Raw genomic sequence first — 26,892 nt, 5'->3', positions numbered from 1 at the left:
AAGCGCTACGGCCGCTGTGATGTCGTTTGCGCCGCGCCAATGGTCCTGCGACCGACATGCGCACATTGCAGAACATTCGCGATGACGCATCCGCGAGCGCCTGACTACTTTTCGCGCCTTCGAGGCATGCAACTTCGATGTTTCGCCCGCGTGCATCGCGTGGCGGCAGTTCCCTCCAACCACCGATCCACAAAGAGGCAAACATGAAACTCCAACACTCGCTCCTCGCGGCTGCGCTGCTGGCGGCCGTTTCCACGTCGGCGCACGCGCAGTCGACTGGCGTCGTGACGCTGGGCGGCACGATCGTGCCGAGCACCTGCACGGTGACGCTGTCCAACGGCGGCGTTTACAACATCGGTGACATCGATGCGTCGACGCTGAACCAGGCAACTGTCAAGGACCTGGCCTTCTTCGATCAAGCCGCCGAGATCCGCTGCTCGGGGCCTACGCAATTCGCCCTCACTGCCGCAGACAACAAGGATGGTACTGAAGCCAATCCACAGAACTTCACGTTCGGCTTGGGGCAGACGACGACTGGCGCGAAGATTGGTCACTTCAAGCTGCACGTCGTTCCGGCATCGGTGATTGTCGACGGCTCGGCCGGGACCATGATTCAGAGTACGAACCTGTCAACGTGGGCCACGTTGAATCCGCCGTGGTGGGTCCAAGCGTCTTCGGCGGGCGCGGCGCGCTACCGTGCCTTCGGATCGGCCGCATCTGGCCCGGTTGCGGCGACCACCGTGGACTTCACGCTGCAGGTCACGCCGAGCATCAACTCGCGCAATGCGCTCCAGCTGACCGGTCAGGAAACCATGGACGGCAGCGCGACGATCACCATCGAATACATCTGATGCGACGAGCGCCAGCCCCCCCTATTTCTGCTATCGGAGTCCATCCATGAAGCTGCAACTTTCCCTCCTGGCCGCCGCGCTCTTGACGATCGGCGCGGGCACTGTCCACGCCAACTCGGTCGACCTCACGGTCACCGGCACCATCACGCCGCCCTCGTGCACCATCCAGCTTTCGAACGGTGGCGCCATCGACCTTGGCCAGGTCGATCTGGCCACGTTGAGCGACGTCGCGGACAACCCGCTGACCGTGCAGAACGTCGACGTGTTGATCACCTGTGCATCTGCCGCCAAGGTCGCAACTTCCGTCGTCGAGGACCGTCCCGGCACCGCGTCAACCGTGGGCGACGACAACTTCGGCCTCAACAACACCGCCGGCGGCAATCCGATCGGCTTCTACAAGGTGTTCGCCGAGAACGGAGTTGCGGATACGGTCGCGACTCCCGTGATTGCGTCGTCGAACCTCAGCACCTGGACGTCGCCGGCAGGTGGTACGCCGGTAGCGCACATCGGCAACAAGTTCACGGCAGTGGGTACGACTGCCGGTGGTCCGGCGAGCGCGACGACCGTCGGTTGGTCGCTTCGTATCGAGCCGACGATCGCGCCGAGCACGTCGCTCGCCCTGACGGGCGCGCAGGCCATCGACGGCCAGATGACGCTGACGTTGAACTACCTGTAAGCAACCGTCGTCATTGCGCCATCAAGCGCCCGGCATCCGCCGGGCGTTTTTTTGCCCGGACGACTCGCGTCAACCCGCACATTGGTGCAAGGCAATTTCTCGTGCGCATCGTCAGTGTTTCCGCGCGCACCCGCGGTCGTTGAGCGCGAAAGCGCGTCGCGTTATCTCGTTCGCATGCCGCGGATGACCGCCTCGGCAGTGCACGCAGGCCGCTGAAGTTTCAACTCCGACTAGCAGAGTTGTCGAAGCGTTGGTCTCGCCTTGTGCGACTAACGTGGCGGGCTCGCCGGCACACCCGGTGCACGCATGTGCGATGCGCCGAACATCCTGGCCTATTCCGTTTTGCTGGAGGTTTCCTGTGTCGATCTTTACCCGCATGCCCACCGCGTTCGTCGCCGGCACCGCCATGGCGATCACGCTGCTGTCCGCGTCGTCCGCGCGCGCCGACGGCATGGTGCCGCAGACCTCCGTCGTGATCGTCAACGAAGCCGATCGCGAGGCGTCGCTCAACGTCACCAACAGCGACAAACGTGCGTCGCTGCTCCTCGTCACGCTCGTCGACATCGATGAGGACAAGGAGAAGCTGTTGCGCGTCGAGCCGCTCGTCTCGCGCGTGGAAGCGGGCAAGACGCAGACGGTGCGCTTCATGCTGCAGGCGAAGACGCCGCTGAAGACGCAGCGCCTCAAGCGCGTCCTGATCGAAGGCATCCCGGATCGCGATCCCACGGCACCGGGCACGATGCGCATCGGTATCGGCGTGCGCCAGAACCTGCCGGTGATCATCCATCCCGCGGGCCTGCCGATGAAGCGCGATCCGTGGACGCTGCTCACCTGGTCGCACGCGAACAACAAGCTCACCGTGCGCAACGACAGCGCCTACGTCGTGCGCCTCGCGCAGGACGTGCGCCTGCTGCCGGGCACGGGCCAGGCGATGTTGCCGCGCGCGTACGTGCTGCCCGGCGAAACGATCACCGTCGACAGCAAGAACGGCACCGGCGCGACGAAGGTGAAGATCAGCCCGGCCACCGTCTACGGCTACGTCACCGACGCGTACGAAACCGCGCTCGCCACCGCGCCGGTCGCGACTGCGCCGACGCCCACGCTGCTGCCTGCGCCCACAACCACGCGTTGATCGCTTTTCACGGTGCCACGGATGGCGCCATTCCTCCCTTGCCGACTCCCATGACCATGCGATCGAACGCACGCGACTTCCCGCTGCCGCCACTGCATCCGCTTGCGCTCGCACTCGCTGCCGCGCTCGGCGTGCTGCTTGCCGGCATGAACGCACGCGCCGCCGACTCCGCACCGGGCGCCGAATTGCCGGCGCCCGGTGCGGACGCCGCCCCCGGCGACGAAATCGACACCGCGACCTTCGATCCGAACCTGCTCAAGCAGCGCGGCTTCGATCCGCAACTCGCCGAATATCTCAAGCGCGCGCCACGCTTCACGCCCGGCACGCACCAGGTCGACCTGGTGGTCAACGGCCTGCGCCGCGGCAAGACGCTCGCCACGTTCGACAACGCGGGCAAGCTTTGCTTCAACCTCGCGTTCGCCGAGGTCGCCGGCCTCAAGCCGCCCGCGATGCCGCCGGGCGCGACCTGCACGTCCGTCGAGAATGCCTACCCGATGGCGGTCGCCGAATTGCAGCCGGAGATCGGCGGCATCTCGCTCGTCGTGCCGATGGATGCGGTGAAGCCGGAAAGCCGCGCAACGCCCGGCTATGCGCGCGGCGGCACCGGCGGGTTGCTCAATTACGAAGTGTTCGGCAGCAGCACGCAGTTCAACGACCTCAACTCCGATCACCTGATCGCGAACACCGAGGTCGGCCTCAACGCCGGCAACTGGGTGTTCCGCAGCGCGCAGAGCTACTCGGATTCCAACGGCGTCAGCCAGTTCGAACGCCGCCACACCTACGCCGAACGCGCGCTGATGCGCGCGCGTTCGCTGCTGCAGGTCGGCGACGTGACGATGGACAACGCGGTGCTCGCCGGCGCGCTCGTCACCGGCGTGCAGTTGAAGCCGGAAACGGGGCTCGCGCCGGGCGTGCGCGGCGTCATCGAAGGCATCGCGCAAACGCAGGCGCGCGTCGACGTGCGCCAATCTGGTGCGTTGATCTATTCGGCCGTCGTGCCGCCGGGGCCGTTCCAACTCGGCAACCTGCAGCTGATCGATCGCGTCTCCGCGGTCGACGTCACCGTCACCGAAGCCGATGGCAGCGAGCGTCGCTTCAGCGTGCCAGCCGCATCGCTCGACAGCGTCGCGACCGCGGCGCCGACGGGTTACACCGCGACCATCGGCCGCGTGCGCGACCAGAGCAACACGATGCAGGCCGAGCCGTGGGTCGCCAGCGCGAGCGGCACCTGGGCGGCGGGCAAGACCGGCACGTATTCGGCAGGCGCGATGGGCGCGCAGGGATATGCATCCGTCGGTGTGGGCGCGCAGAAGCGCTGGGACGACTGGGGCACGTATCTCTCCGGCCAGGTCGCCTACGCCAATGCGAGCCGTCGCGAAGAGAAGGGCACGCAGGTCAACCTCGCCGTGCAGCAACGCCTCTCGCAAGCGGTCTCGCTCAACGCCTCCGCGCTGAAACGCACCGAAGGCTTCCGCGACCTGCTCGAATCGACGCAGGAAGGCGAGTTCTCCGCGGGCCGCACCGACACCACGTGGAGCGTCGGCACGTCGTTCGCAAGCCGCGAACTCGGCACGCTGGGTGCGTCGTACTCGCGCACGTCGACGTACGACGATATCGAGTATGCACGCGGCACGCTGTCGTGGGGCAAGCAGATCCGCGGCGTTTCGTTGTCTGCGAGCGCGGAATGGGACCTGGACGACGTCGGCGAACAGAACGACGACGCGCTGTACTTCACGGTCACCGTGCCGCTCGGCAGTTCCTCGCGTCGCGCCTCCGCCGGCTACAACCGGCGCGCGGAACGCGATCGCTACTCGGTGCGTTACGAGGACTCGCCGACCGACACGTTCCGCTATCGCCTCAACGCCGAACGCGACACGCAGTACGGCGACACCGACATGCGCGCCGACGTGTCGATGCTGCCGCGCTACACGCAGCTCGACCTCGGTTACTCGCACGGCAGCGACGGCGACAACACGAAGAGCTACGGCCTGCGCGGCGGCGCCGTGCTCCATCGCGACGGCGTGACGTTCTCGCCGTACCCGATCGACGACAGCTTCGGCATCCTCAAGCTGGGCAGCGTGCCCGGCGTGAAGGTGCAGACGCCGGCCGGTCCGGTGTGGACCGACTGGTCGGGGCAGGCCGTCGTGCCGCAATTGCAGCCCTATCGCATGAACGCGATCGAGCTGATCACGAAAACCTTGCCACGCAACATCAACGTCGCCAACGCGCGCCACGAGCTCGAAGTCGGCCGCGGCAGCGTGCAGCACATCGCCTTCGACGTGATGCGTGCGCGCCGCGTGTTGCTGCTCGCGAAGATGCTGGACGGCTCGCCCGTGCCGAGCGGTGCGACCGTCATCGACGGGCGCAACAAGCTCGTGACGATGGTCAGCGACGGTGGCGAAATCTTCATGACCAACGATCCGGCGGGCGAGGCCTTCGGCATCCACTTGCCAGAAGGCGGCGAATGCATCCTCGAGTTCAAGCTCCCCGCGACACCCGATCCGGACGCGTACTACGAAACCATCAACGCGACCTGCCGCCCGGGTTCGCTCAAGAAGGAACTGGCCATCGGCCAGGTCAGCCAAGTCACGGTTGCGCCATGAGAAGCGGTGCAGGAGACCACCACATGACGATCATCGCCATCCTCGCCGCGAAGGCGCATCGCGTCGCCATGCTCGCCGTGCTCGCGCTCGCGAGCCTGTGGCCGGGGTTGTCGGCGCACGCGCAATCGTGCACCTACGACCTGGGCAGCGATCGCATCACGTATGGCACGCTGTTCGCGACCACCGACCCGGGCGAGCGCTTGCTCGGCACGCGTACGACGACGCTCACCGTCACGTGCCCGACGCCGCGCGACATGACGCTCGAATACATCGACGTGATGCCGGACACCGTCGCGTCGAGCTGGGCGCTGGAGAACGCGGGCCGCTTCAACGTGCGCCTGTCGAACGTGGTGGTCGACGGCATGCCGGTCGATCTGGCCGGCAACGGCGGCCCGGAAATCCAGACGATGTCGGCGACGCAGACCTTGTCGCCCGATCGCGAAGTCACGCCCTTCAGCAGCGGCGCGCCGGTGCAGGGCACGACGCTGACGGCACAAATCGACGTGACCGCATGGCTCGACGCGGGCCTGGCGGTGAACGACGAGACGACGTGGAGCGGCCACGGTCGCCTGCGCTTCGCAACGAGCGGCGATGAAGTCCCGCTCGAAGTCGAAGCCATGATGGCGCCGGCGTCGTGCCACATTACCGTGCAGGACGTGGTCCTTTCGGATACGCCGCGCTCCGCGTTCCATCCGACGCAATCCATTCCGCGCCCGGAGAGCATTGAATACATCCTCGACCTCTCGTGCTCATCGCCCGGCCTGATCGGCATCGCGGTCACCGACAACCGTTCAAGCAGCCGCTACCTCATCGATGGTTCGCCGGACACCGCAGCGCGTTCCTTCGGCTTCGGCATGACGTCGATGGGCAAGCAGATCGGCGCGTACCAGATCCACGTCGCCGGGGCGTACTCCGGGGCGCCGGTGGGCAGCGTGTTTGCCGCGGGCAACAATTCGACGGGCTGGACGGCGCTGTCGGCGCAGAACATGTTCTTCACCAATACCGCGGGTCGCTACTTCACGGTGGTCAATCCCACGACCCTCGTTCCGCAAGCGACGCACTGGATGCAGATCTACTACACCATTCGCCCGTGGCTCGCGCCCGCGAGCGTCGCCAACATCACCGGCCCCGAAGCGCTGGACGGCTCGGCGACCTTTACCATCGTCTACCTCTAGGTTCAGCCTCGCGCCGGCCCTGCGCCGGTGCCCGCAGTAGAATGCGGGCCCATGCCCGCATCCGCCGCCATCGCCCCGGAACAGTTGCGCCTGTCCGTCGCCCCGATGATGGATTGGACGGACACGCATTGCCGCGTGTTCCACCGCACGATCGCGCCGCATGCGCGCCTGTATACCGAGATGGTGCATGCGAACGCGGTGGTACTGGGCGATCGCACGCGTCTGCTCGCGATGGATCCGATCGAACACCCGGTCGCCCTGCAACTCGGTGGCAGTGAGCCGGAGTTGCTGGCGCAGGCCGCGCGCATCGGCGCCGGGCACGGCTTCGACGAGATCAACCTCAACTGCGGTTGTCCGTCGGATCGCGTGCAGGCGGGGCGCTTCGGCGCATGCCTGATGCGTGAGCCGACGCTCGTCGCCGAGAGCGTCGGCGCGATGATCGAAGCCTGCGACGTGCCGGTGACGGTGAAGTGTCGCCTCGGCGTCGACGACGACCACGACTTCGATCACTTCCTCGCCTTCATCGACACCGTCGCCGCCGCCGGCTGCCGCACGTTCGTCGTGCACGCCCGCAACGCGTGGCTGAAGGGCCTGTCGCCGAAGGAGAATCGCGAAGTGCCGCCGTTGCGCTACGACTGGGCTTACGCGCTCAAGCGCGAACGCCCCGGCTTGCAGGTGATCGTCAACGGCGGCATCGCGACGGAACACGAAGCGACGGCGCACCTCGACCATGTCGAAGGCGCGATGCTCGGCCGCGCCGCGTACCACGATCCGTACTTGCTGCATCGCCTCGATGTGGCGTGGTTCGGCGGCGCGTTGCGCACGCGTGGCGATTTGTTGCGCGCGCTGCGGCCGTACATCGAAGACCAGCTCGCGCGCGGCGTGTATCTCAAGCACATCACGCGCCACTTCCTCGGCCTGTTCGCGAGCGAGCGCGGCGGCCGCGCGTTCCGCCAGGTGCTGAGTGAAGGCGCGCACAAGCCCGGCGCCGACTGGTCGCTGATCGAGCGCGCGCTCGCGCTCACCGAACATCCGGCGGTCGCGGCATGATCACGCGCGACATCAAGGCCTTCGTTTCGCATGCGCGCACGCTCGCGCAGGACTTCGGTCCGCCGACCGCGCGTGGCGCGTTCCTGATTTCGCCCGACGGCTTCTGCCTCGCGCACGAATCGGCGACCGACAATCGCTACATGGCGGATGCGACGCGCTTCGATGCCGCCTGCGCGACGAGCGAACACCACGAATTGCATCGCGCACTCTCCGAAGTCGTGCCGACGATCTGCTTCCCTGGCCACGACGACACGCCCGACGCGCTGTTCCCCAACAACGTCTTCGCGACCGCAGAAGGCCGCTACATCGTCGGCCGCATGCGCCATCCCGTGCGCCAGCGCGAAGCCGCGCGCGACGACATCCGCGCGTTCTTCGCCGGCGTGCTCGATTACGCGGAGATCGACCTGTCCGACCAGGCGCATCCGTGCGAGCTCACTGGCTCGATGGTCATCGATCGCGGGCGCGGCATCGGCTTCTGCGGCCTGTCCGAACGCTGCGACGAAGTCGGCGCGCAACTGATGCACGAAGCATTCGGCCTGCGCGCGACCTTGCTGTTCGACCTCGCGCCGGGCGAATACCACACCAACGTCGTGCTCGCGCTCCTCGCGGGTCGCGCCGCGCTCGTGTGTCCGCGCGGCTTCGCCGACCCGGGCGTCGTCGAGGCGGTGCAGGACTTCTACGCGCCGCACGCGATCGTCCTCTCGGATGCCGAACATGCCGCCTTCGCCGGCAACGCCATCGCCCTGTCGCGCGATGTCGCATGGATGAGCGCGGGCGCAGAGCGCGCGTTGACCCCCGCGACCCGTGCGGCCCTCGACGCGGCGAGCTTCACCGTCCGCGCGGTCCCGCTCGACGCCATCGAAGCCGCCGGCGGCTCGCTCCGCTGCTGTGTCGCGGAGCTCTACTGAGCCCGACGCAACGCCATCCGCGCCGCGACCGGCCATGAACGAAGCGCAAGCGTGAAGAAAAAGTTCAGACGTGATTCACTGCGCGATCAAAAGAATGGCCTCCCTGCTGCAGAGCAGCCCCGGAACCCGAGCCGAGCGCCCATGCCGTTGCCGTCCGTCCGCCGCCATGTCTTGCTGGTCGCCGCCCTGATGGGCGCCAGCGCGGCCGCGTGGGCGCAGCCGCAGCCGCAGCCCCCGCAGCAGAAGCAGCAGCGCGAGCGCCCGCAGCGGACGCCGCCGCAAGCGCAGCAGCAACAGCAGCAGAGCAAGGCGCATCGCGACCGGCAGCTCTCCGAATCGGTCCGCCGCGCCGAGCGCAGCGGCCAGGTCCTCAGCGCCGAGCAGATCCAGTCGGACGGACGCGACGTGAATCGTGTCAAGATCATCGACGACCGAGGTCGCGTGCGGGTGTACTGGGACGATCCGTCGCAGCAGAAGCAAGGCCGTGGCGGTCGCCAGGAGGGCGGCAAACAGCAGCAGGAACCGCCCCGTACACGCTCCGACGACGACGGCGACCCCACCCTCTGAGCCAACGGCCGCTCAGGCCATCGCAGACACGGAGTCACCATGCGCATCCTGCTCGTCGAAGACGAAGCCCCGCTTCGCGAAACCCTCTCGGCACGCCTCAAGCGCGAAGGATTCGCCGTGGACTCCGCCCAGGACGGTGAAGAAGGTCTGTACATGGGCCGCGAGGTCCCGTTCGACCTCGGCATCATCGACCTCGGCCTGCCCAAGATGTCGGGCATGGAGTTGATCAAGGCGCTGCGCGACGAAGGCAAGAAATTCCCGGTGCTGATCCTCACCGCGCGTTCGTCGTGGCAGGACAAGGTCGAAGGCCTCAAGCAAGGCGCCGACGATTACCTGGTCAAGCCCTTCCACGTCGAGGAGCTGCTTGCGCGCATCAATGCGCTCGTGCGCCGCGCCGCGGGCTGGAGCAAGCCGACGCTCGAATGCGGTCCGGTCGTGCTCGACCTCGCTGCGCAGACCGTCACCGTCAACGGCACCAACGTCGACCTGACGTCGTACGAATACAAGGTGCTCGAGTACCTGATGATGCACGCCGGCGAGTTGGTCTCGAAGGCGGACCTCACCGAACACATCTACCAGCAGGACTTCGACCGCGACTCCAACGTGCTCGAAGTCTTCATCGGCCGCCTGCGCAAGAAGCTCGACCCCGACGGCGAACTCAAGCCGATCGAGACCGTGCGCGGCCGCGGTTACCGCTTCGCGATCCCGCGCAGCGGGGACTGACCTATAGCCTGTGGGCGACGCGCTCCTCGACAAGCATCGTTGGCGCGCGCGCTCGCTGCAGTCGCGGCAGCTGCTCGCCGCGAGTCTGGGTCTCGTGGCCTTCCTCGCGCTCGCGGGTTATGCGCTCGATCGCGCCTTCCTCGAAACCGCGCAGAGCAACCTGCGCACGCGGCTTGAAAGCTTCGCGCTCGAATACGCGAGCGGCATCGAGTTCCTGCGCGACGGCACGCTCTACGTGCCCGACACACCGCCGGAACCGCGCTTCGATCGCCCGGGCAGCGGCCTCTACGCCGAAGTCGTGCTGCCCAGCGGCCACTGGGATTCGCCGTCCGCGCAGGGCCCCGAGCTTCCGCTCGGCGGCATGCTCGCGCCCGCGGTCGACAAGTTCGAAGGCCCGCTGCCGATCACGCGCAGCGACGGCAAGCCCGGCGAGGTCTACCGCCTCGGCAAAGGCCTGGTGTGGGCCGAAGGGGGGCCGCAGGGCGAGTTCCCGTACACCGTGTACATCTCCGAGGACACGAGTGCGCTCGCTGCGCAGATCCGTGTGTTCCGCCGTGCGCTGTGGGGTTACCTCGGCGGCGCGGGGCTCGTGCTGTTGTTGTTGCAGATGCTCGTGCTGCGCTGGAGCCTGCGTCCGTTGCGCCAGGTCGTCGCCGAACTCAAGCGCGTGCATCGTGGCCAGCAGGTACGCATGAGCGCGCAGCATCCGCGCGAACTCGAACCGCTCACCGAAAGCATCAATGCCTTCATCGAGAGCGAGCGCGAAAACCTCGATCGCCAGCGCAACACGCTCGCCGACCTCGCGCACAGCCTGAAGACGCCGCTCGCCGTGCTGCGCGCGCGCATCGACAACCCCACGCCGGAAGACGAACTCAAGGAAGAAGTCGCCACGCAGTTGCGGCGCATGAACGAGATGGTGTCGTACCAGCTCGCGCGCGCGGCTTCGAGCGGCCACGCGTTGTTCGCCGCGCCGATCGACATCGAGCCGCACGCCGAGCAGATCGTGCTCGGCTTGGAGAAGGTCTATTTCGCGCGCAAGGTGCTGTGCGAATTCGACCTCGATCCGAATGCGCGCTTCCACGGCGAACCGGGCGATCTGCAGGAGTTGCTGGGCAACCTGCTCGAGAACGCGTTCAAGTGGGCGCGCGCGCGCGTGTTGTTGACGGTGCGCGTGGGCGAGACGTCGCCGGGCCGGCGCGACGGGTTGTTCATCGCCGTCGACGACGACGGTCCGGGCATCGCGGCCGAACGCGTGCACGAACTCCTGCAACGCGGCGTGCGCGGCGACGAACGCGTGCAGGGCCACGGCATCGGCCTGGCCATCGTGCAGGACATCGTCCGCGGTTATCGCGGCGAACTCGAAGTGAAGCGTTCGGAAGAACTCGGCGGCGCGCGCTTCGAGGTGAAGCTGCCGCCTGGGTTGTAAGTCAGGCGAACGGCGAAGGGCCGTAGAGTCTTTCGAGATGCGCGGCGACAGTCGGCAGCGATCGGCGCAACAACGCAGGCGCGCTGAAGTGGTACTCGGTGCACACGGCGAAGAATTCTTCCGGCGCTTCCGCGGCGTAAGGGTCGATCTCGGTCCTGCGATTGCGATCGACGAGATCGGCGAACGTGTCGTACGCCTCCTGGAAGTCGTCCGCCCAATCGCGTTGCCATGCGCGCGGCAACGGTGGCGTGCCGTCGAGCACGCCATCGAGCGCATCGAGCTTGTGCGCGATCTCGTGCACGGCGACGCAGAAGCCGTCGCGCGGCGATTCGAAATCGGCCTGGATGTCGGCCCACGACAGGATCACCGGTCCCGATTCCCATGCCTCACCGATCAACTCGTCGTCCCATTCGTGCATCACGCCCGCCGCATCGACATGCGTGCGATTGACGCGGAACGCATCGGGATACACGAGCAACTGCGACCATCCGTGCAGGCCCTCGGGCCCGAACTCGATCAACGGCAGGCAGCACAGCGCGGCGAGTTGCACGCGTTGCGCGTCGTCGAGCGCGAGGTCGCCGATCGGCGTGATCGTCTTCTCGTGCAGGAAGCGCGAGGCGAGGGCATGCAGCTTCGTCGTGCGCGCGGCATCGAGCGCTTCGACGAACGGCACGCGCGCGATCGCGTCGCGCCAGAGCGCGTCATCGATGGGGTCGGGGCGCAACAGGCGCCGGAAGAGCGAACGCAAGCGGCGCGCTTATCGAAGCGTGCTTAGCGGAACATGCCCGGCAGGAAGCTGTGCCAGCGCGGCGTCGACAGGCGCGGCGCGGCACCGTCGTCGTCGCCCGAACTGCGGGCGGCCGGCGTGGCCTTCACGGGCTTGCGGCTCGGCGCGGTGGTGGTCTTCGTCGTGCGCGGCTTCGCCGGGACCTTCGCGGTGGCTTCCTCGACCGCGTTGTCGATCTCCTGGCACTGCTGGACGTTGCCGCCTCCGCCGTTCGGGCCGGCGAGGTGGACTTCGCGCGCAGCGACCGTCGTGCCGGAAGTCAGCAGGAGGACGCAGAGAAGGGCACGGGACGTCATGGTGGGAGATCCTGGTGCGGGGGCACGGCCAGGCGGGTCGGGCCACGGACTATATCGTGGATGCCGTGTCGGCGCAGAAGGTTGCATGGGATCCGACCGCCTGTCGGGCGGACCGCGCCCGCATAATCGCCGCTTCCTCTTCCCGGCCTCACATCCGCATCCCGCATGGACGACCGCGACCTCCTCGCCCGGCTCGCCGAAGGCCCCGCCAGCGGCGACCTGCTCGCGCGCGAAGCAGGCACCTCGCGGGCCGCAATCTGGAAGCGAATCGAGGCCTTGCGCGCGGCCGGCGTGGGCATCGCGGCGCGCGCCGGCACCGGGTATGCGCTCGAGCAACCGCTCGATCTGCTCGATGCGGCGGGCATCGAAGCGGCCGTGCCGGCCGATGCCCGCGCGGAACTGGCGACCCTCGAGGTCGCCTGGTCGATCGACTCGACCAACTCGGAACTGCTGCGCCGCAACACGAGCCTGCGCGGAACGGATGTGCTGCTCGCCGAGCGGCAGACGGGCGGCCGCGGTCGTCGCGGGCGGACCTGGGCATCTCCGCTGGCGGCGCATCTCTATCTGTCGGTCGCCCGCCACTTCGGCGGCGGGCTCGCGCGGTTGGGCGGCTTGTCGCTGGTCGCGGGCATCGCGGCCGCCGAAGCCCTGCAGGCGCTGGGTCACGGATCGGTGCGCCTGAAGTGGCCCAACGATCTTGTCGTCGAAGCCGGCCCGGGGCTGCGCAAACTCGGCGGCCTGCTCGTCGAAGGCGGCGGCGAACACGGCGGCCCGGTGCGCGCGGTGGTCGGCCTCGGCCTCAACGTGCGCATGCCCGAGGCGATCGCGCGCGAGATCGACCAGCCCTGGTGCGACCTCGCGTCGCTCGGCGAAACGCGCCCGCGCAACGCGGTCGCGGCCGCGGTGCTCGCGCAACTCTTGCCCGCGCTCGCGCAATTCGATCGCGACGGCCTCGAACCCTTCCTCGCACGCCATGCAGCGCTCGACGCGTTGGCCGGTCGCGCCGTGGTGTTGCACCAGCACGACGGAACCCGGAACGCCGTCGCGGAAGGACTCGCGCCCGACGGCGCATTGCGCGTGCGCCTCGACGGCGGCGAGCTGCGTGTGGTCCACTCCGGCGACGTGAGCGTTCGGACGCGCGACGCATGACGCAGGACTGGCTGTTCGATTTCGGCAACACGCGCCTGAAGTGCGCACCGCTCGGCGACGATGGCGTGCCGGGGGCGGTGCGTGCGTTCGCGCCGTCGGAATTCGATGCGTTGCCTTCGGGCGGCGTCGCGTTCGTCGCGAGCGTGGCGTCCGAAGACGCGCGCGTGCAACTGCTCGATGCGTTGTCGCGCAAGTTCCGGCGGGTTTGCATCGCACGCACGAGTGCGCGCCTCGACGGCTTGCGCATCGCGTATGCGACGCCGCACAAGCTCGGCGTCGATCGTTTCCTGGCGATGATCGGGGCGCGCGACGCGTGGCCCTCGCTCGTCGTCGGTGTCGGCACGGGCCTGACGATCGATCTCGTCGACCGCGAAGGCCGCCACCATGGCGGACGCATCGCGCCGTCGCCGACGCTGATGCGCGAAATGCTGCATGCGCGCGCCACGCAGCTTGCGCCGATCGGCGGCGCTTACGTTGAATTCGCGGACGACACGGAAGACGCGCTGGTGTCGGGGTGCGAAGGTGCGGCGATCGCGCTCATCGAACGCAGCCTCGCTGAAGCGACGCGTCGACTCGGCGTCGCACCGCGCGTGCTGCTGCATGGCGGCGGCGCCGATCCGTTGCGCATGCATCTTCCCGATGCGGAATCGCGTCCGGGTCTCGTGCTCGAAGGCCTCGCGCACTGGGCGACCCTGGAGCGCACCGCATGATCCAGCGCGCGCTGATCGTCTTCCTGGTCGTCCTCAATCTCGGCATCGCCGCATGGTGGGCGTTGCGCGAACCGCCGAAGCGCGACGATCGTATCGAACTCCCCGCCGACGTGTCGCGCCTGCAATTGCTGAGCGAAGTGCCGTCGCGACCGCGGTCTGTTGCAGCGCCCGCCACCGCAGCGGTGCCCGCGACCACGACCGCGCGCGCGACGATCGCCTCGTCCGTCGCCACCGCGGCGATCCCCGCCGACGCGCGCTGCGTGTCGTTCGGTCCCTTCGACAACCCGGCGTTGTTGCGACGCGCGAACGACGTGCTGCAACCGCAGGTCGTGCGCACGCGTTCGCGCAACGAAGTCAGTGGCGCGCGCGGATGGCGCGTGCTCGTGCCGCCGCTCGCATCGCGCGAAGCGGCGCAAGCCTTGGCCGATCGCATGACCGCCGCCGGGCTCGACGATCTGTTGGTGATGCCGACGGGCGTGGATGCCAATGGCGTCGCGCTGGGCCGATTCGGCAGCGAAGCGTCCGCGCAGCGCCGCGAAGCGCAGGTGCGCGCCGCCGGTTTCAGCGGCGCGAAGGTGGAGCCGATCGGCAACGTGCGGACGCAGGGATGGATCGACGTCGCCGCCGCATCGACGTTCGACGCGGCGGTGGCGGCGCGGGACATCGCCGCGCCGCGCACCGTGCCGCTCGACTGCGCGACGTTGCGCTGATCACCCGGAGATCGATCGCCCGGTTCTCCGTCACCAATTCCAGCGCACCCCGAAGCGCGCCTGCCGCGTTTCCTTCGACGTCCCGTTGAGTTCGTTCGCCAGGCCGACCGCGCCGAACACCGTCACGCCTTCGTGCAAGGTCGCTTCGAGGCCCGCGTCGAACGTCCAGCGTTGGCCGACTTGTTCGTTCGGCAACGCCACGCTCGCGACCGACACGCTCGATGCGGTTTCGCCGAACGTGTCTTCGAGACCGACGGCGAACCACGGACGCCACGTGCCGTTGCTCGCATCGATCGCGCGATCCACCCGCAGCGACGCGCGCGCGTGGCCAAGCACATCGTCGTGCAGGGTGAGCGCCTTGCCGCTCGCGTCGACCACGTCGTGCCATTGCTGCTTGGTGACGCCGACCTGCAGTTGCGGTTCGAGCGACCAACCGTGTTCTACCGCGCGCTTCCAGCCGATCTGTTGCACGAGGCCGGTGCTGGACCCGTTGATGTGCTGGCGGAAGCCGTCGTTCGCGATCACTTCGGCATCGTGGTGCTGCTGCCCGAGCGACGTGCTCGCGTAGGAGCCGTTCGACCAGAGCCACTCGGCGTACGCGCCGTAGGCGGGGCCTTCGAGCCGCATGTTCGCATCGCTCGCCGCGATCGGGCCCGTCGAGGCGCCCGACGTCCAGTAGTTGCCCCGCGCCGTGCCCGCGTAGCCGCCGACGCGGATTTCGCGATCCTCGCGATCGTCCAGGGTGCGGTCGACGCCGAGGTACATGCCGTTGACGTCGCCGCTGTAGGCGAAGCCAGGACCGGCGCCGACGCGCGTTTCCGTCGCGATGGCGGAGATCCAGAACCCGCTGCAGTCGGAGCGCTCCGTGCGAAGCGTGCCATCTCGGTGCGCACCCTCGCGCGCGCAATCGATCGAGCCGCGCACCGAATCGAGATGGCCGAACAACGCCTGCTGCGCAGTGCGCGTCGTGTCGAAGCCGATAGCGGCGAGCGTGGCGTAGCCCGCGACTTCGGGCATCACCACGGTGGCGTCGGTGTCGAGGTACCAGCGATTGTCGTCCGCCTGATCGAACGTCCACGCGAACGGGCTGCCCGCGAGGCGCAACGCGTTATCGCTGCTGCCCGCGATCGTGAAGCCGCCATTGCCGCGCACATCGTCCGGGCTGTCGATCACGAGGATCGACTCGGTGCTGCCGCCGGTCGAGCCGTCGCTGGCGAACACGACCTGCGTCGTGCCCGTGACATCGCCTGCGATGTCGAGACCGCCGGCGCTGTTGCTGCCCGGCGACACGGTGACGAACAACGACGCGTTCGCGCCCGCCGCGTAACCGCCCGTGATCGCCATGCGCGACGCATCGACATGCAATTCGCCGTCGTTCGAGAGGCTTCCCATCAGTGACGCGCCGCTGCGCGCGAACAACGACGACGTGGCATCGATCGCCAGCAGGTCGACGCCATCCATCGCCGTCGACAACGTGAGTGCGCTGCCGTGTTCGAGCGACATGCGCTCCCAGCCTTGCAGGCTCGCGACATGCCCGTCATCGAGCGCCATGCCGTCGAACGTCAGCGTGTCGTTGCCGTCGCCGCCGGTGAGAAGCAGCGGCGCATTCGGACCTCCGGAGAATCGAACGCCATCATCGCCCGCAGCGAAATCGAAGGAACCGCGCACGATGCCGTTAGACGCGAACGTATCGTCGCCGTCGGTGCCGACGAACCGGCCCGCGACATCGAGCGTCGCGCCCGCGGCGACCATCGTCGCCTGGCTGCGGTACGTCGCGCCTGCGCCGACCGCGAGCGTGCCCGCATGGACGTCGGTGAGCGCTAAGGATTGCGATGCGTTCGCGGTGAGCGTGCCGGCACCATGCTTCTGCAGGGATTCGAAGTTTGCGATCGGCCCCAGCGTCGCGGACGTCCCGATCTCGGCGACGACAACGTCGCTGCCGTCGCCGCCATCGACCGGTGTGTCGGCGAACGTCGCGCCGTCGGCGAGTTGCAGCGTGTCGCGTCCCGCACCGAGCGAGACCTCGCCGTCGCCACGCAACGCACCGGCGAGGAAGAACAGATCGTCGCCCGCCGAACCAGCGAACGCGCCATCGACCTGCAACGTCGCGCCTTGCGCCACCGTCGTCGACGTCGCGCCTTCCAGTCGGGCAGTCGCGCCGACGACCAGCGTGCCGCCCTGCACGTCGACCGTGTCGAACACCGTCGTCGCGGGGCCATCGATGCGCAAGGTGCCGACGTTGGTTTTCGCGAGACCTTCGAAGTCGATCGCCGCGGCGAGGCTCGCCGTCGTCGCGATGTCGGTCTGCAGCGTGTCGGTGCCCGCGCCGCCGTCGAGCGGGGAGGCGAGGGCGGACACGTTCGCACCGTCGAGCAGCGCGAGCAGGTCGTTGCCGGCGCCGAGTGCGAACGCCCCTGCGCCCGTCACCGTGCCGCCGATCGTTGCGACATCGTCGCCCGCGGTCCCCGCGAAGCCGCCGTCGAGTTGCAACGTGCCCGCGCTTTCGACCACCAGGTTCTGCGCGACGAGCGAAGCGTTGCCCGCGACGTGCAGCAGGCCTTCGCTCGCGGTGACATCGATGAAGGTGGAAGCGCCGTCGAGTTGCAACGCGCCCTGGCCCAGCTTCGCCAGCGATTCGAAGCCGGTGAGCGCCGGCAGCGGCACGCGATTGCCTGCGCCCACGTCCACGCCGAGCGTGTCGTTGCCTGCGCCCGCATCGATGCCGCCTGCACCGACGATCGCGGTCGAGTCGTGCACGACGAGGCGATCGTCGCCGTCGCCCAGCAGCACCGCACCGGACTCGGTGTCGAGGCGACCGGCGACGTCGAGCACGTCGTTGCCCGCGCCGAAATCGCCGCCGCCGGTGAACGTCGCGCCGCCAGCCACCACGATCGTGTTGAGACCGGCACTGCCGGCGATCGCGCCGATGGCCTGGCCATCGATCCGGAGCGTCGTAGCGTCGGCGAGCTGGAAGGTGTTCGCCGAGAGCGTGTTCGCCACCGCGAGCGTGCCCGCATCGACACGCACTGTCGTGAACGACGAATCGCCGAGGACGTTCGCGAGTCCCAGGCCAAGTTTTTGCAGCGTTTCGAAGTTGATCGTCTGCGTCGCATCGAAGTCGAGCATGGACGCGGTATCGAGCACGACGCTGTCGCTCGCGGTCGGCAATCCGCCGTCGATCACATTCGCGAGCACCGCGCCATCGCGCAGTACCAGCACGTCGTCGCCGTCGCCGAGTGCGATCGCGCCCGTCCCCGCGATGGTGCCGGCGACGGTCATCGTGTCCGCCCCCGCGCTGCCGGTGAAGCTGCCATCCACACGCAAGGTCGCGCCCGACGCCACGGTCGTCGCGAAGCCCGCGCCGTTGGCGAGCAACGCGCCGCCGCCAGCGATCGTGAGCGTGCCTGCGTCGACCGACACGCGATCGAACTGCGACACCGACGGACCTTCGACCGTCAACGTGCCGACGCCCGACTTCGCGAGCGCCTCGAACCCGGTCGCCGCGCCGAGCACCGCGCTCGACGTGATGTGCGTATTGAACGAATCCGCGCCCGCGCCGCCGTCGACTGCACCCGCATCCGCGCCGTCGTGCAGCGTGAACCGATCGTCGCCCGCACCGAGCGAGAACGTGCCGCCGCCGGTATCGAGCGTGCCGGCGAGTTCCAGCGTGTCCGTGCCGTCGCCGAGGTCGCCGGCCGCATCGAGCGTGCCGCCGGCGGAGACGATCACCGTCGCGGCGCCTGCATCCGGCGCGAACGCGCCGGTGGTGACCGTGCCGTCGACCTGCAACGTCGCGCCGTCCGCGATGTGGGTCGATTGCGACTGCAGCGCACCCGCGACGCGCAGCGTTCCCGCGTCGATCGCTGTCGAAACGAAACTCGCGTTGCCGGTCAGCATCGCCTCCGCGCCGCCATGCTTGGCGAGGGTTTCGAAGGCGACCACGCGACTCGCGTCGAGCGACATCGCGCTCGTTGCATCGAGCACCACGCGATCGTCGTCCGCGCCGCCGTCGACATTCGCGAGCAGCGAGCCGCCCGCGTGCAGGGTCAGCGTATCGGCGCCCGCGGAGAGCGCGATGGCGCCGCCGCCATCCACGGTGCCGGCGATGGTCATCGTGTCGCCGATCGCGCTGCCGGTGTACGCGCCGTCGACACGCAGGTGCGCGCCGTCCGCGACAAGCGTGGTCGAGGCGCCGGAAATCGCACCGTTGCCCGCGATATCGAGCAAGCCCTCGGTGACGGCGACCGACTGGAAGTCCGACACGGCCAGGCCGACGACCTGCAGCGCGCCTGCGCCCGTCTTGTCGAGCGCCTCGAACCCTGTCGCCGCGCCGAAGCGCGCGTTTGTCGCGATGTCGGTCTCGAACGTGTCGATGCCCGCGCCGCCGTCGACGGTGCCGATCAACTCGGCGTCGTCGTGCAACGTGAATCGGTCGCCGCCGTCGCCGAGCGTCAGCGCGCCCGCGCCGGTGTCCAGCGTGCCGGCGAGGTCGAGCAGGTCGGCGCCGTCGCCGAGCGAGCCGTTCGCGCGCAACGCACCCGACGCATCGACGATCAACGTGCTCGTACCCGTGCCGCCGGTCATCGTCGCCTGTGCGCCCGCTACGCCCGAGGCGCTGCCGTCGATGCGCAGCGTCGTTCCGTTCGCCAGCGTGAACGTCGGCGCTTCGAGGTTGCCGTCGACTTCCAGCGTGCCCGCGTCCAACACGGCCTGGTCGGCGAACGCCAACGTCCCGGTCAGCGTCGCCGTCCCCGCACCCGTCTTGCGCAGCACTTCGTAATTGATCGCGCCGCCGCCGAAGCTCCTCGCAGTCGCGACGTCGAGTTGCAGCGAATCGTTGCCGGTCCCGCCGTCGATGGCGCCCGCGAAGCTCGCGAGTTCCGCACTGTCGCGCAGGACCAACGTGTCGTCGCCGCCGCATTGCTGCAACGCGCCGCCGCCTTCGACCACGCCGGAAACCGTGATCGTGTCGTTGCCCGCGTTGCAGCCGAAGTCGCCTGCGAGATCGAGCGTCGCGCCCGCGTCGATCGTGGCGGCGAACGGTGTCGTGTCGTGTCCGCCGATCATGCCGCCTGCATCGACGCGCAACGTACCGGCGTCGACCATCACGGCATCCAGCGCATTCGCCCCCGTCGCCATCAACGCGCCCGCGCCTTGCTTGCGCAGCGTCTCGAACCCGTTCGTCGCGCCGAGCGTGGCCGATCCCGCAATGCTCGCCACCAACGCATCGTTGCCCGTTCCGCCGCGCAGCGCGGCGGCGAAACCCGACGTGTCGGCGCCGTCCTCGAGCGTCAACGTATCGTCGCCGAGCCCCAGGTCGAACGTGCCTGCACCGTCGATCGTGCCCGCGACGGTGAAGGCATCGTTGCCATCGGTGCCGCGCACCGCGCCGTCGACCTGCAGCGTGGCGCCGGCGAACAAGTCGAGTTGCTGCGCCTGAAGGCCGCCCGTCGCCGAGACGTCGGCCGTGCCCGCACTCACGCGCACCGCGGCGAACGTGTTGCCGCCGTCGATCTCCATCGTGCCCAGGCCCGACTTGCCCAGCGATTCGAAGCCCGCCGTCGACCCCAGCGCGACGGTGACGCCGCTGCCGAGCGTGAAGTCGAGCAGGTCGTTGCCGGCGCCCGCATCGATGATCGCATCGCGCAGGTCGGTGGTGTCGTGCACGTGGACTTCGTCCGCGCCGTTGCCGAGTTGCAGCGTGCCACCGCGCGTGTCTAGCGCGCCGGCCACGTCGAGCACGTCGTCGCCGTCGCCGAGGTCGCCGTCGGCGAACAGCGTCGCGCCGTCTTCGATGACGATCGTTTCGACGCCCGCCGAACCCGTGACGTTCGCGGCCGCGCCCGCGAGGCCTTCCGCACTGCCGCCCGCGCGCACGGTGAACGTCGTGTTCGCGGCGAGCGCGACGTCGGTGGTCGTCAATGCACCCTGCACCGACAACGCGCCGGCCTGTACGTCGACGCGCGAGGCGTAGGCCTGCGCGCCCGTGAGCGTCGCTTCGCCGGCGCCGGTCTTCGCGAGGATCTCGTAGCCGGTCACCTGGTTCGCGCCGAACGCGCGAGACGTCGCGAAGTCGAGGACGAGTCGATCCGCTGTCGCCTGCGCGCCGCCGTCGATCATGCCGGCGCCGTCCAGCGTTCCACCGTCGTGCAGCGTCAGCGTGTCGTCGCCGCCGCACTGGTCGACGGTGCCGCTCACCGACAACGTCCCCGCGACGTCGAGCGTGTCGCTCGTCGTGCCGCAGCCATAGGCGCCGTCGACCTGGAGCGTCGCATTCGCCGCAATCGTCGTGTCGAGCGTGCGCGATGCCGCCGCAGTGACGTTCGCGCCGGAGGCGATGCGCAGCGTGCCGTTGTCGACCAGCACATCCTCGAAGTTCGACGCGGTCGCGCCATCGAACACCAGCGTGCCGACGCCGCGCTTGCGCAACGTCTCGAATCCGAGCGCCGTGCCCATCGTCGCCGTGCCGGCGAGGTCCTGGTCGAAGGTGTCGATGCCCGCGCCACCGTCTACCACGCCGATCACGGACGCACCGTCGATTAGCGTCAGCGTGTCCGCGCTGTCGCCGAGGTTCGCGTCGATGCGCGCAAGACCGTCGACGATCAGCTCCTGCGAGCCCAGCGTGCCGGTGATGGTCGCGGTGGTGCCGCCGTTGCCTTCGAGCGTGCCGTCGATGCGCAGCGTGGTGTCGGCGGACATCGCGACTTCGCCGGTGCGCGTCGTCCCGTCGATGGCCAGCGTGCCGCCGACGAGATCGATGCCGGCGTCGAAGCCGAGCGCACCGATGAGCGTCGCTTCGCCCGTGCCTTGCTTGCGCAGGCGTTCGTAGCCCGCGATGTTGCCGACGTCGAGCGCGAGCGCGTTGTCGACGACGACGAGATCTTCTGCGATCTGCGCGCCGCCGAGGATCGATGACCCGGAGATGCTCGCGCCATCGGTGAGCGTCAACGTGTCGTCGCCGCCGCATTGATCCTTCGTGCCATTGCCGCTCACGGTGCCGGCGATCGTCCACGTGTCGCCCTGCGTACCGCAGCCCCACGCGCCGAGCACGTCGAGCGTTGCGTTCGCGCGCACGTCGGTGACGAGCGACGCGCCCGCGGCGGCCGCGAGGCTTGCGCCCGATGCGATGCGCAACGTGCCGGCGTGGATCGTGGCGCTGTCGAGCGTCGAAACGCCGGCGCCGTCGACCGTCAGGATGCCCGCGGCGCGCTTGGCGAGTGTTTCGAATCCGGTGACTCGCCCGAGCGTTGCGTTGCCGGTGATGATCGCCTCGATGTCGTCGGTGCCCGTGTCGCCGTCGACGAGGCCGGAGATCGATGCGCCGTCGCGCAGGAAGAGGTCATCGTCGCCGTCGCCCAGCGACAACATCCCGGCGCCCGTCGCGAGCGCGCCGGCGATATCGAGCGCATCCGCACCCGCGCCGAGGTCGCCGACCGCACGCACCGTGGCGCCTGCTTCGACATCGATCGATTGCGCCGCGGTGTCGCCATCGATCGACATCGCACCCGCACCATTGCCTGCGGTGCCGCGCACCTGCAGCGCCGTTGCGCCGGTCATCGTGTATCCGGCGGAGTCGAACGTACCGGCGATGTCGACGGTGCCGCCATTCTGCGTTGCGTCGGCATACGCGTGCGCGCCGGTGAGCGTCAACGCGCCGCCGTCCTGCTTCTCGAACAACTCGTACCCGGTGACGCGCGCGGCGTCGACCACCATCGTTGCGGCGTTGGCGATGACGAGGCGATCGCCGGCGACATGGCCGCCGCCTTCGATGGCGGAAACCGCGATGTTGGCGGTCTCGGTGAGCTTCAGCACGTCGTCGCCGTCGCACTGGTCGAGCGTGCCGCCGCCGGAGACCGTGCCGGACACCGTCAACGCATCGCTGCCGTCGCCGCAACCGAAGGCGCCGCCCGTGGCGATGTCGAGCGTCGCGTTGGCCCGCACGTTGGCAACCGAGCCGGTCGCGGGCCCGCCGAGCGAAGCGTTCGCAAGGACGGACAGCGTGCCGGCGGCGATGTCGATGTCAGCGATGTCGGAAGGAATGGCGCCGATGAAGCGCAGCACGCCGCCACCGGTTTTCTCCAGCGACTCGAAGCCGCGCAGCGACATGACGTCCGCGCTCGTCGTGATCGCCGCGGTCGCGGCGTCATCGTCGGCGCCGCCGAGGATGTCGGTGATCAGGCTGCCGTCGAGGATCTCCAGATCGTCGTCGCCCGCGCCGAGGTCGAGGCCCGCGCCGCTGTCGAGTGTGCCTGCGACGCGCAACGTGTCGTTCTCGTCGCCGAGATCGCCGCTGGCCTGCAGCAGCGCGCCCGACTTCACGTCGACCGTGCTCGCCGTGCCCGCCACTGCGCTCAGCGTGATGCGCGGATCGCCGCTGGAAGTGTGCATGGCACCGCCCACGCGCAGCGCGCCCGCGCCCATGAGCAACGTCTGCGTGTTCATGCCCGCATCGAGGTCGAGCGTGCCGGCGAGCACTTCGACGCCGCCGATCGTGCGACCGACGTTGAACGTCGTCGTGCCGGTGCCCGCCTGGCGCAGCGTGCCCGCGCCGCTGATGAGATTGGTGAACGTGAGCGCGTTGCTGCGATTGATCGACAGCACCGCACCCGCTGAAACGATCGCCGCGCTCGAACCGATGGAGCCCGTCGTGCCGCCGTTGCCGATCTGCAACGTGCCCGCCTGGACGCTCGTGTTGCCCGCCAGCGTGTTGTTGCCGGTCAATGCAAGCGTGCCCGCGCCGGTCTTCACGAGTCCGGCGCCGGCGCCGCCCGCACTGAGCACGCCACTGAGGATCGCATCGACATCGGCGCTGCCGTTGCGCGTTTCGATGGTGCGCACGCCGTTGACCATCGAGATGCTGTTGCGGAAATCCACCGTGCCGCTCGCGCTCGGCGCACCGAGGATCAGCGACGAGCCCGCCGGCACGAAGCCGTTGGAATTCCAGCTCAGCGCCGTGCCGCCGCCGATGTTCACGACCTGCGTGCCGTCCATCGCGGCGAAGCCGCCGCTGCCCGTCCAGCGCACGCCGTGGGTGAAGCTGTCGTCGGTCGCCTGCGGCGTCGCGTTGCTGTTGAACGACTGCGCCACCTGGGTGAGGCTGCGCGTGAAGCCGTTGCTCGTCGCCATGCTGGCGGAGGTGAGCCCGAGCACGCCGCCTTCGGTACCGGTGCCATTGAACAAGATGAGGCTGCTGCCGTTGTTGGTCGACGTGTAACCCGACGACACCGTGCTGTTCGACGTCGCGCCGAAACCCCCGTTGATACCCGTTTCGGTCGCCGCGACCAGCGTGCCGTCGGTGATCGTCGTGTTGCCCGTGTAGCCGGCGTTCGTCGCGTCGATCCACCACGTGCCGGTGCCGGTCTTCGTCAGCCCCGTGCGGATCTGGTTGACGTTGTTTGCGGAGAGGTGGTTCTTCAGCGCACCCGCGATTCCGTTGTGTTTGTTGTTGGTCCCGCCCAGCGTGAGCGTCGAGTTGGTGGCGGCCATGTCGATGTCCGCCGCCGCCGCCCACTGCAATGCGCCCGTGCCGGACGATTCGATGCGGAAGTTGTTGGCGAGCTGGAACGCGCGATTCGTGTTCACGTCGCTCGCGCCGACGTAGCGCAACGTGCCGCCGTTGCCGACGAGATTGGTCGACGCCGAAGACGAAGCGCCGAGGCTCGATGCAATGCCGCCGTTGGCGATGTTCGACACTTCGAGCACGCCGGCCGTCACGCGCGTTACGCCCGTATACGTGTTCGTCCCATCGAGCGCCCACGTGCCCGTGCCGGTCTTGTCGACGCTCAGCGTGCCCGCGCCGTTGGAAACCGTGCCGGCGACGCGATTGACGGTCGTCGAAAGCGCGTTGCCGCTCAGGAACAACGTGTTCGCGCCGGCCTGCGAGGTGACGCCGCCCCACGCGATCGCGCCCGCGCCGTTGCCCTGCAGCGTGCCGTTGCCCGCCGCGATGGTGACGTTGCGGTCGGTGGTTTCGCCCGCGCCCGTGTAGTTGATCGTCCCCGCGGAGAGCACGAGGTTGCCGGCCGCGTTGCTCGCGGCGCCGAGGTTGCCTGCCTGCCCGCCGTTGCCGATCGACGACACGCTGACTTGCGTGTTCGTGCTGTTGACGCCGACCGTCGTGACGCCGACGTACGTGTTGTTGCCGGCGACGACGCCGGTGCCGCCGCCGCGATAGGTGACGCCGCCGTTCGACAGATCGCCCGACAGTCGCGACGTACCGCCCGTGCCGAACACGACCGTGCGCACCGCGTTGTTGAAGTCGATGTCGTTCTGGAAGTCGATCTCGGCGTCGCCCGCGGTCGCGAGGACGAGCCAGTTGCTGGTCGGCACGAAGCTCCCGACGTTCCAGGTCAACGCCGCGCCGCCGCCGATGTTCACCGCGCGATTGACACCCGCTGCGGAGAAGCCGCCGTTGCCGGTCCACTGCACCTGGTTCGCACCGGTGCCGAGTGCGCGGGTGAAGTTGCCGCTGTTCGCGGTCAGCACCAGCGTGTTGCCTGCCGACGTCGCGGCGCCGCGGAACCACAGGCCCGCATCATCGGGCAATGCCTGCGCGCTCGACACCATCACGTGGCCCTGGTTGCTGCTGCCGCCGAGGATCAGGTCGCCGGTGAACGTGTTGTTGCCGCTCAACTCGATGAAGCCGTTGGCGAAGCCGGTGATGTTGCCGAGCGTGAGAAGGCTACCGTCGCCGGAGATCACGCCGGACAACACCGCGTGCGAGGCGAGGTTGCCGACGTCGTGCACCGTGTATTCGGCCGCCGTCGGCAGCGCGATGTTGTTGACGAAATCGAGCGTGCCGAGCGTGGCGCCGAGATCGAGCGTCCCGTTGGTCGGAATGAAGTTCGGGGTGACGCCCCAGACGAGATCGGTGCCGAGGTCCACCTGCTTCGTGCCCGCCGTCGCCGACATGAAGCCGCCGCTGCGGATCCAGTGCACCTGGTCGTCGCCGGTGCCGAGCGTACGCGCGAAGTCGCCGGGGATCGCGAGGAACGCATCGGCCGCTGCGTCGAACACGAGGTTCGAATCCGATGGCAGCGACGTCATCGCGCCGAGCGTGAGGATGCCGGCGGTCAGGCGCGTTTCGCCGGTGTAGGCGTTCGTGCCGGACAGCGTCGTGCTGCCGCTGCTGGTGATCGACAGCACCGCGCCGTCGTCGGACAGGTCGCCGCTCGCGCGCACGTTCGTGCCGTTGAACAGCAACGTCGTGGCGCCACCCAGCGTCGCCGTGCCCGACCACGTGCCGCCCGTGCCGCCGATGTTGACCGTGCCGGTGCCCGTCGTCGTGAAGCTGTTCCCGATGTTCGCGTTGAACGCGATCGTGGTGCCTGGCGTCACGACGAAGTTCGTCGCCGCGTTGCCGGCCGCGCCGAGCGCCTGCGTGTTCGCGAGGATCAGCGTGCCCTGCGTGAGGCGCGTGATGCCCGTGTACGTGTTCGCGCCACCGAGGCTGAGCCCGCCCGTGCCGCTTTTCACCAGGCCGCTGCCGCCTGCGATCACCGAGTTGATCGTGGAATTGTTGGTCCTGGCGACACTGATCGTCGGATTCGTGCCGGAGAGCGTGAGCGGGCCGCCGCTGAACGAATAGCTCACGCCACCGAGCGTGATGTTGTGCGCGTCGACACCGCCGGCCGCGATCGTCACCGTGCCGCCGCTGCCGAACACCGCATCGAGTCCGTTGGTCCACGCCACATTCGCGCCGCCGGTCGCTGCGGTATCCCAGTTCGTCGTCGTCGTGTTCCAGGTGCCGTTGCCGCCATTGGCGTTCGCATTCGTGTCGGTGCCATCCCAGAACAGGCTCTGCGCCCATGCGGGGTGCGCGAATCCGAGCAGCAACGCGACGATCGACGCGAGCGCGCCGCGACGCACCGGCATGCACCGCGCAACGCTACCGCGCGCATCGCCCTTCGCGAATTCAGACGCGACGACCCAGGTCGACGTCGCCGTCGACCAAACGATGCGGTAGATCTTGTTCATTGACTTCCCCTCGGTGCGGAAGCCAAGGGGACGCGCAAGCGCCGCGCGCGAATATTGTCCTCGGGGGCATCGCCGCCGAGCGCGTTCCTGCGACGGACGAACGGCATGCAAACGCATGAACGCGCGCGCTTCCGAATGCGTTAGGATGCGCGC

General features: G+C 68.6%; 16 protein-coding genes. 13 read left to right on the top strand and 3 right to left on the bottom strand.

The features are described from left to right. Positions 1 to 203: 203 nt before the first annotated feature. From LK996_RS06830 to LK996_RS06785, 10 genes are all read left to right on the top strand, one after another. A complete protein-coding gene (locus tag LK996_RS06830; RefSeq protein WP_230526371.1) occupies positions 204 to 851 on the top strand; it encodes a DUF1120 domain-containing protein in 648 nt (215 codons plus the stop codon). A gap of 46 nt (positions 852 to 897) precedes the next feature. Further along, positions 898 to 1,527, top strand: a complete 630-nt coding sequence (locus LK996_RS06825) for a DUF1120 domain-containing protein (RefSeq protein WP_230526370.1) — start codon at positions 898 to 900, stop codon at positions 1,525 to 1,527. Positions 1,528 to 1,885: 358 nt separating this feature from the next. Next, positions 1,886 to 2,659, top strand: coding sequence for a fimbria/pilus chaperone family protein (locus tag LK996_RS06820; RefSeq protein WP_230526369.1), 774 nt, complete (start codon positions 1,886 to 1,888; stop codon positions 2,657 to 2,659). Positions 2,660 to 2,709: 50 nt separating this feature from the next. Continuing rightward, positions 2,710 to 5,262 (top strand): fimbria/pilus outer membrane usher protein, encoded by a 2,553-nt coding sequence (locus tag LK996_RS06815; RefSeq protein WP_230526368.1) that lies wholly within the window; start codon positions 2,710 to 2,712, stop codon positions 5,260 to 5,262. Positions 5,263 to 5,285: 23 nt separating this feature from the next. Next, complete coding sequence (locus LK996_RS06810) at positions 5,286 to 6,437, top strand: DUF1120 domain-containing protein (RefSeq protein WP_230526367.1); 1,152 nt, start codon at positions 5,286 to 5,288, stop codon at positions 6,435 to 6,437. 51 nt (positions 6,438 to 6,488) lie between these two features. Further along, on the top strand, positions 6,489 to 7,487 hold the full coding sequence (dusA, locus tag LK996_RS06805) for a tRNA dihydrouridine(20/20a) synthase DusA (RefSeq protein WP_230526366.1): 999 nt from the start codon (positions 6,489 to 6,491) through the stop codon (positions 7,485 to 7,487). Then, positions 7,484 to 8,395, top strand: a complete 912-nt coding sequence (locus LK996_RS06800) for an arginine deiminase-related protein (RefSeq protein ID WP_230526365.1) — start codon at positions 7,484 to 7,486, stop codon at positions 8,393 to 8,395. Before dusA ends, LK996_RS06800 begins: the two co-directional genes overlap by 4 nt. Before the next feature lie 141 nt (positions 8,396 to 8,536). Beyond that, positions 8,537 to 8,962 (top strand): hypothetical protein, encoded by a 426-nt coding sequence (locus tag LK996_RS06795; protein WP_230526364.1) that lies wholly within the window; start codon positions 8,537 to 8,539, stop codon positions 8,960 to 8,962. Between the two features lie 39 nt (positions 8,963 to 9,001). After that, on the top strand, positions 9,002 to 9,685 hold the full coding sequence (locus tag LK996_RS06790) for a response regulator transcription factor (RefSeq protein ID WP_230526363.1): 684 nt from the start codon (positions 9,002 to 9,004) through the stop codon (positions 9,683 to 9,685). 10 nt (positions 9,686 to 9,695) lie between these two features. Beyond that, the gene (locus LK996_RS06785; protein WP_230526362.1) at positions 9,696 to 11,111 is read left to right on the top strand and encodes an ATP-binding protein; all 1,416 of its coding nucleotides are present in this window, start codon (positions 9,696 to 9,698) and stop codon (positions 11,109 to 11,111) included. Between the two features lies 1 nt (position 11,112). Here LK996_RS06785 and LK996_RS06780 read toward each other — a convergent pair whose 3' ends face one another. Beyond that, entirely contained in the window at positions 11,113 to 11,859 is a 747-nt protein-coding gene (locus LK996_RS06780; RefSeq protein WP_230526361.1) for a M90 family metallopeptidase, read from the bottom strand. A 23-nt stretch (positions 11,860 to 11,882) separates the two neighbouring features. Beyond that, positions 11,883 to 12,194: a hypothetical protein gene (locus LK996_RS06775; protein ID WP_230526893.1), complete on the bottom strand. Its 312-nt coding sequence runs from the start codon at positions 12,192 to 12,194 to the stop codon at positions 11,883 to 11,885. A gap of 165 nt (positions 12,195 to 12,359) precedes the next feature. Here LK996_RS06775 and LK996_RS06770 point away from each other — a divergent pair, with 165 nt between their 5' ends. From LK996_RS06770 to LK996_RS06760, 3 genes are read left to right on the top strand one after another with little or no spacing between them, the layout of a single operon-like run. After that, a complete protein-coding gene (locus LK996_RS06770; protein WP_230526360.1) occupies positions 12,360 to 13,343 on the top strand; it encodes a biotin--[acetyl-CoA-carboxylase] ligase in 984 nt (327 codons plus the stop codon). Then, positions 13,340 to 14,053: a type III pantothenate kinase gene (locus tag LK996_RS06765; protein ID WP_230526359.1), complete on the top strand. Its 714-nt coding sequence runs from the start codon at positions 13,340 to 13,342 to the stop codon at positions 14,051 to 14,053. Before LK996_RS06770 ends, LK996_RS06765 begins: the two co-directional genes overlap by 4 nt. Further along, the gene (locus LK996_RS06760; protein ID WP_230526358.1) at positions 14,050 to 14,763 is read left to right on the top strand and encodes an SPOR domain-containing protein; all 714 of its coding nucleotides are present in this window, start codon (positions 14,050 to 14,052) and stop codon (positions 14,761 to 14,763) included. Before LK996_RS06765 ends, LK996_RS06760 begins: the two co-directional genes overlap by 4 nt. 30 nt (positions 14,764 to 14,793) lie before the next feature. Here the strand turns inward: LK996_RS06760 and LK996_RS06755 are convergent, their stop codons facing one another. Continuing rightward, positions 14,794 to 26,739 carry an autotransporter-associated beta strand repeat-containing protein gene (locus tag LK996_RS06755; RefSeq protein ID WP_230526357.1) on the bottom strand — a complete coding sequence of 3,982 codons (11,946 nt, stop codon included), beginning with the start codon at positions 26,737 to 26,739 and terminating at the stop codon, positions 14,794 to 14,796. Between the last annotated feature and the right edge of the window lie 153 nt (positions 26,740 to 26,892).

The organism is Noviluteimonas lactosilytica (assembly GCF_020866925.1).
Classification (GTDB): Bacteria; Pseudomonadota; Gammaproteobacteria; order Xanthomonadales; family Xanthomonadaceae; genus Noviluteimonas; species Noviluteimonas lactosilytica.
Note: the sequence above shows the minus strand (reverse complement) of the source record. Positions and strands in the feature narration are given on the sequence as shown.

Coding starts and splice junctions, on each gene's coding strand:
- LK996_RS06830 (WP_230526371.1), top strand. CDS start 204: ATGAAACTCCAACACTCGCTCCTCGCGGCTGCGCTGCTGGCGGCCGTT.
- LK996_RS06825 (WP_230526370.1), top strand. CDS start 898: ATGAAGCTGCAACTTTCCCTCCTGGCCGCCGCGCTCTTGACGATCGGC.
- LK996_RS06815 (WP_230526368.1), top strand. CDS start 2,710: ATGACCATGCGATCGAACGCACGCGACTTCCCGCTGCCGCCACTGCAT.
- LK996_RS06810 (WP_230526367.1), top strand. CDS start 5,286: ATGACGATCATCGCCATCCTCGCCGCGAAGGCGCATCGCGTCGCCATG.
- dusA (WP_230526366.1), top strand. CDS start 6,489: ATGCCCGCATCCGCCGCCATCGCCCCGGAACAGTTGCGCCTGTCCGTC.
- LK996_RS06800 (WP_230526365.1), top strand. CDS start 7,484: ATGATCACGCGCGACATCAAGGCCTTCGTTTCGCATGCGCGCACGCTC.
- LK996_RS06795 (WP_230526364.1), top strand. CDS start 8,537: ATGCCGTTGCCGTCCGTCCGCCGCCATGTCTTGCTGGTCGCCGCCCTG.
- LK996_RS06790 (WP_230526363.1), top strand. CDS start 9,002: ATGCGCATCCTGCTCGTCGAAGACGAAGCCCCGCTTCGCGAAACCCTC.
- LK996_RS06775 (WP_230526893.1), bottom strand. CDS start 12,194: ATGACGTCCCGTGCCCTTCTCTGCGTCCTCCTGCTGACTTCCGGCACG.
- LK996_RS06770 (WP_230526360.1), top strand. CDS start 12,360: ATGGACGACCGCGACCTCCTCGCCCGGCTCGCCGAAGGCCCCGCCAGC.
- LK996_RS06765 (WP_230526359.1), top strand. CDS start 13,340: ATGACGCAGGACTGGCTGTTCGATTTCGGCAACACGCGCCTGAAGTGC.
- LK996_RS06760 (WP_230526358.1), top strand. CDS start 14,050: ATGATCCAGCGCGCGCTGATCGTCTTCCTGGTCGTCCTCAATCTCGGC.
- LK996_RS06755 (WP_230526357.1), bottom strand. CDS start 26,739: ATGAACAAGATCTACCGCATCGTTTGGTCGACGGCGACGTCGACCTGG.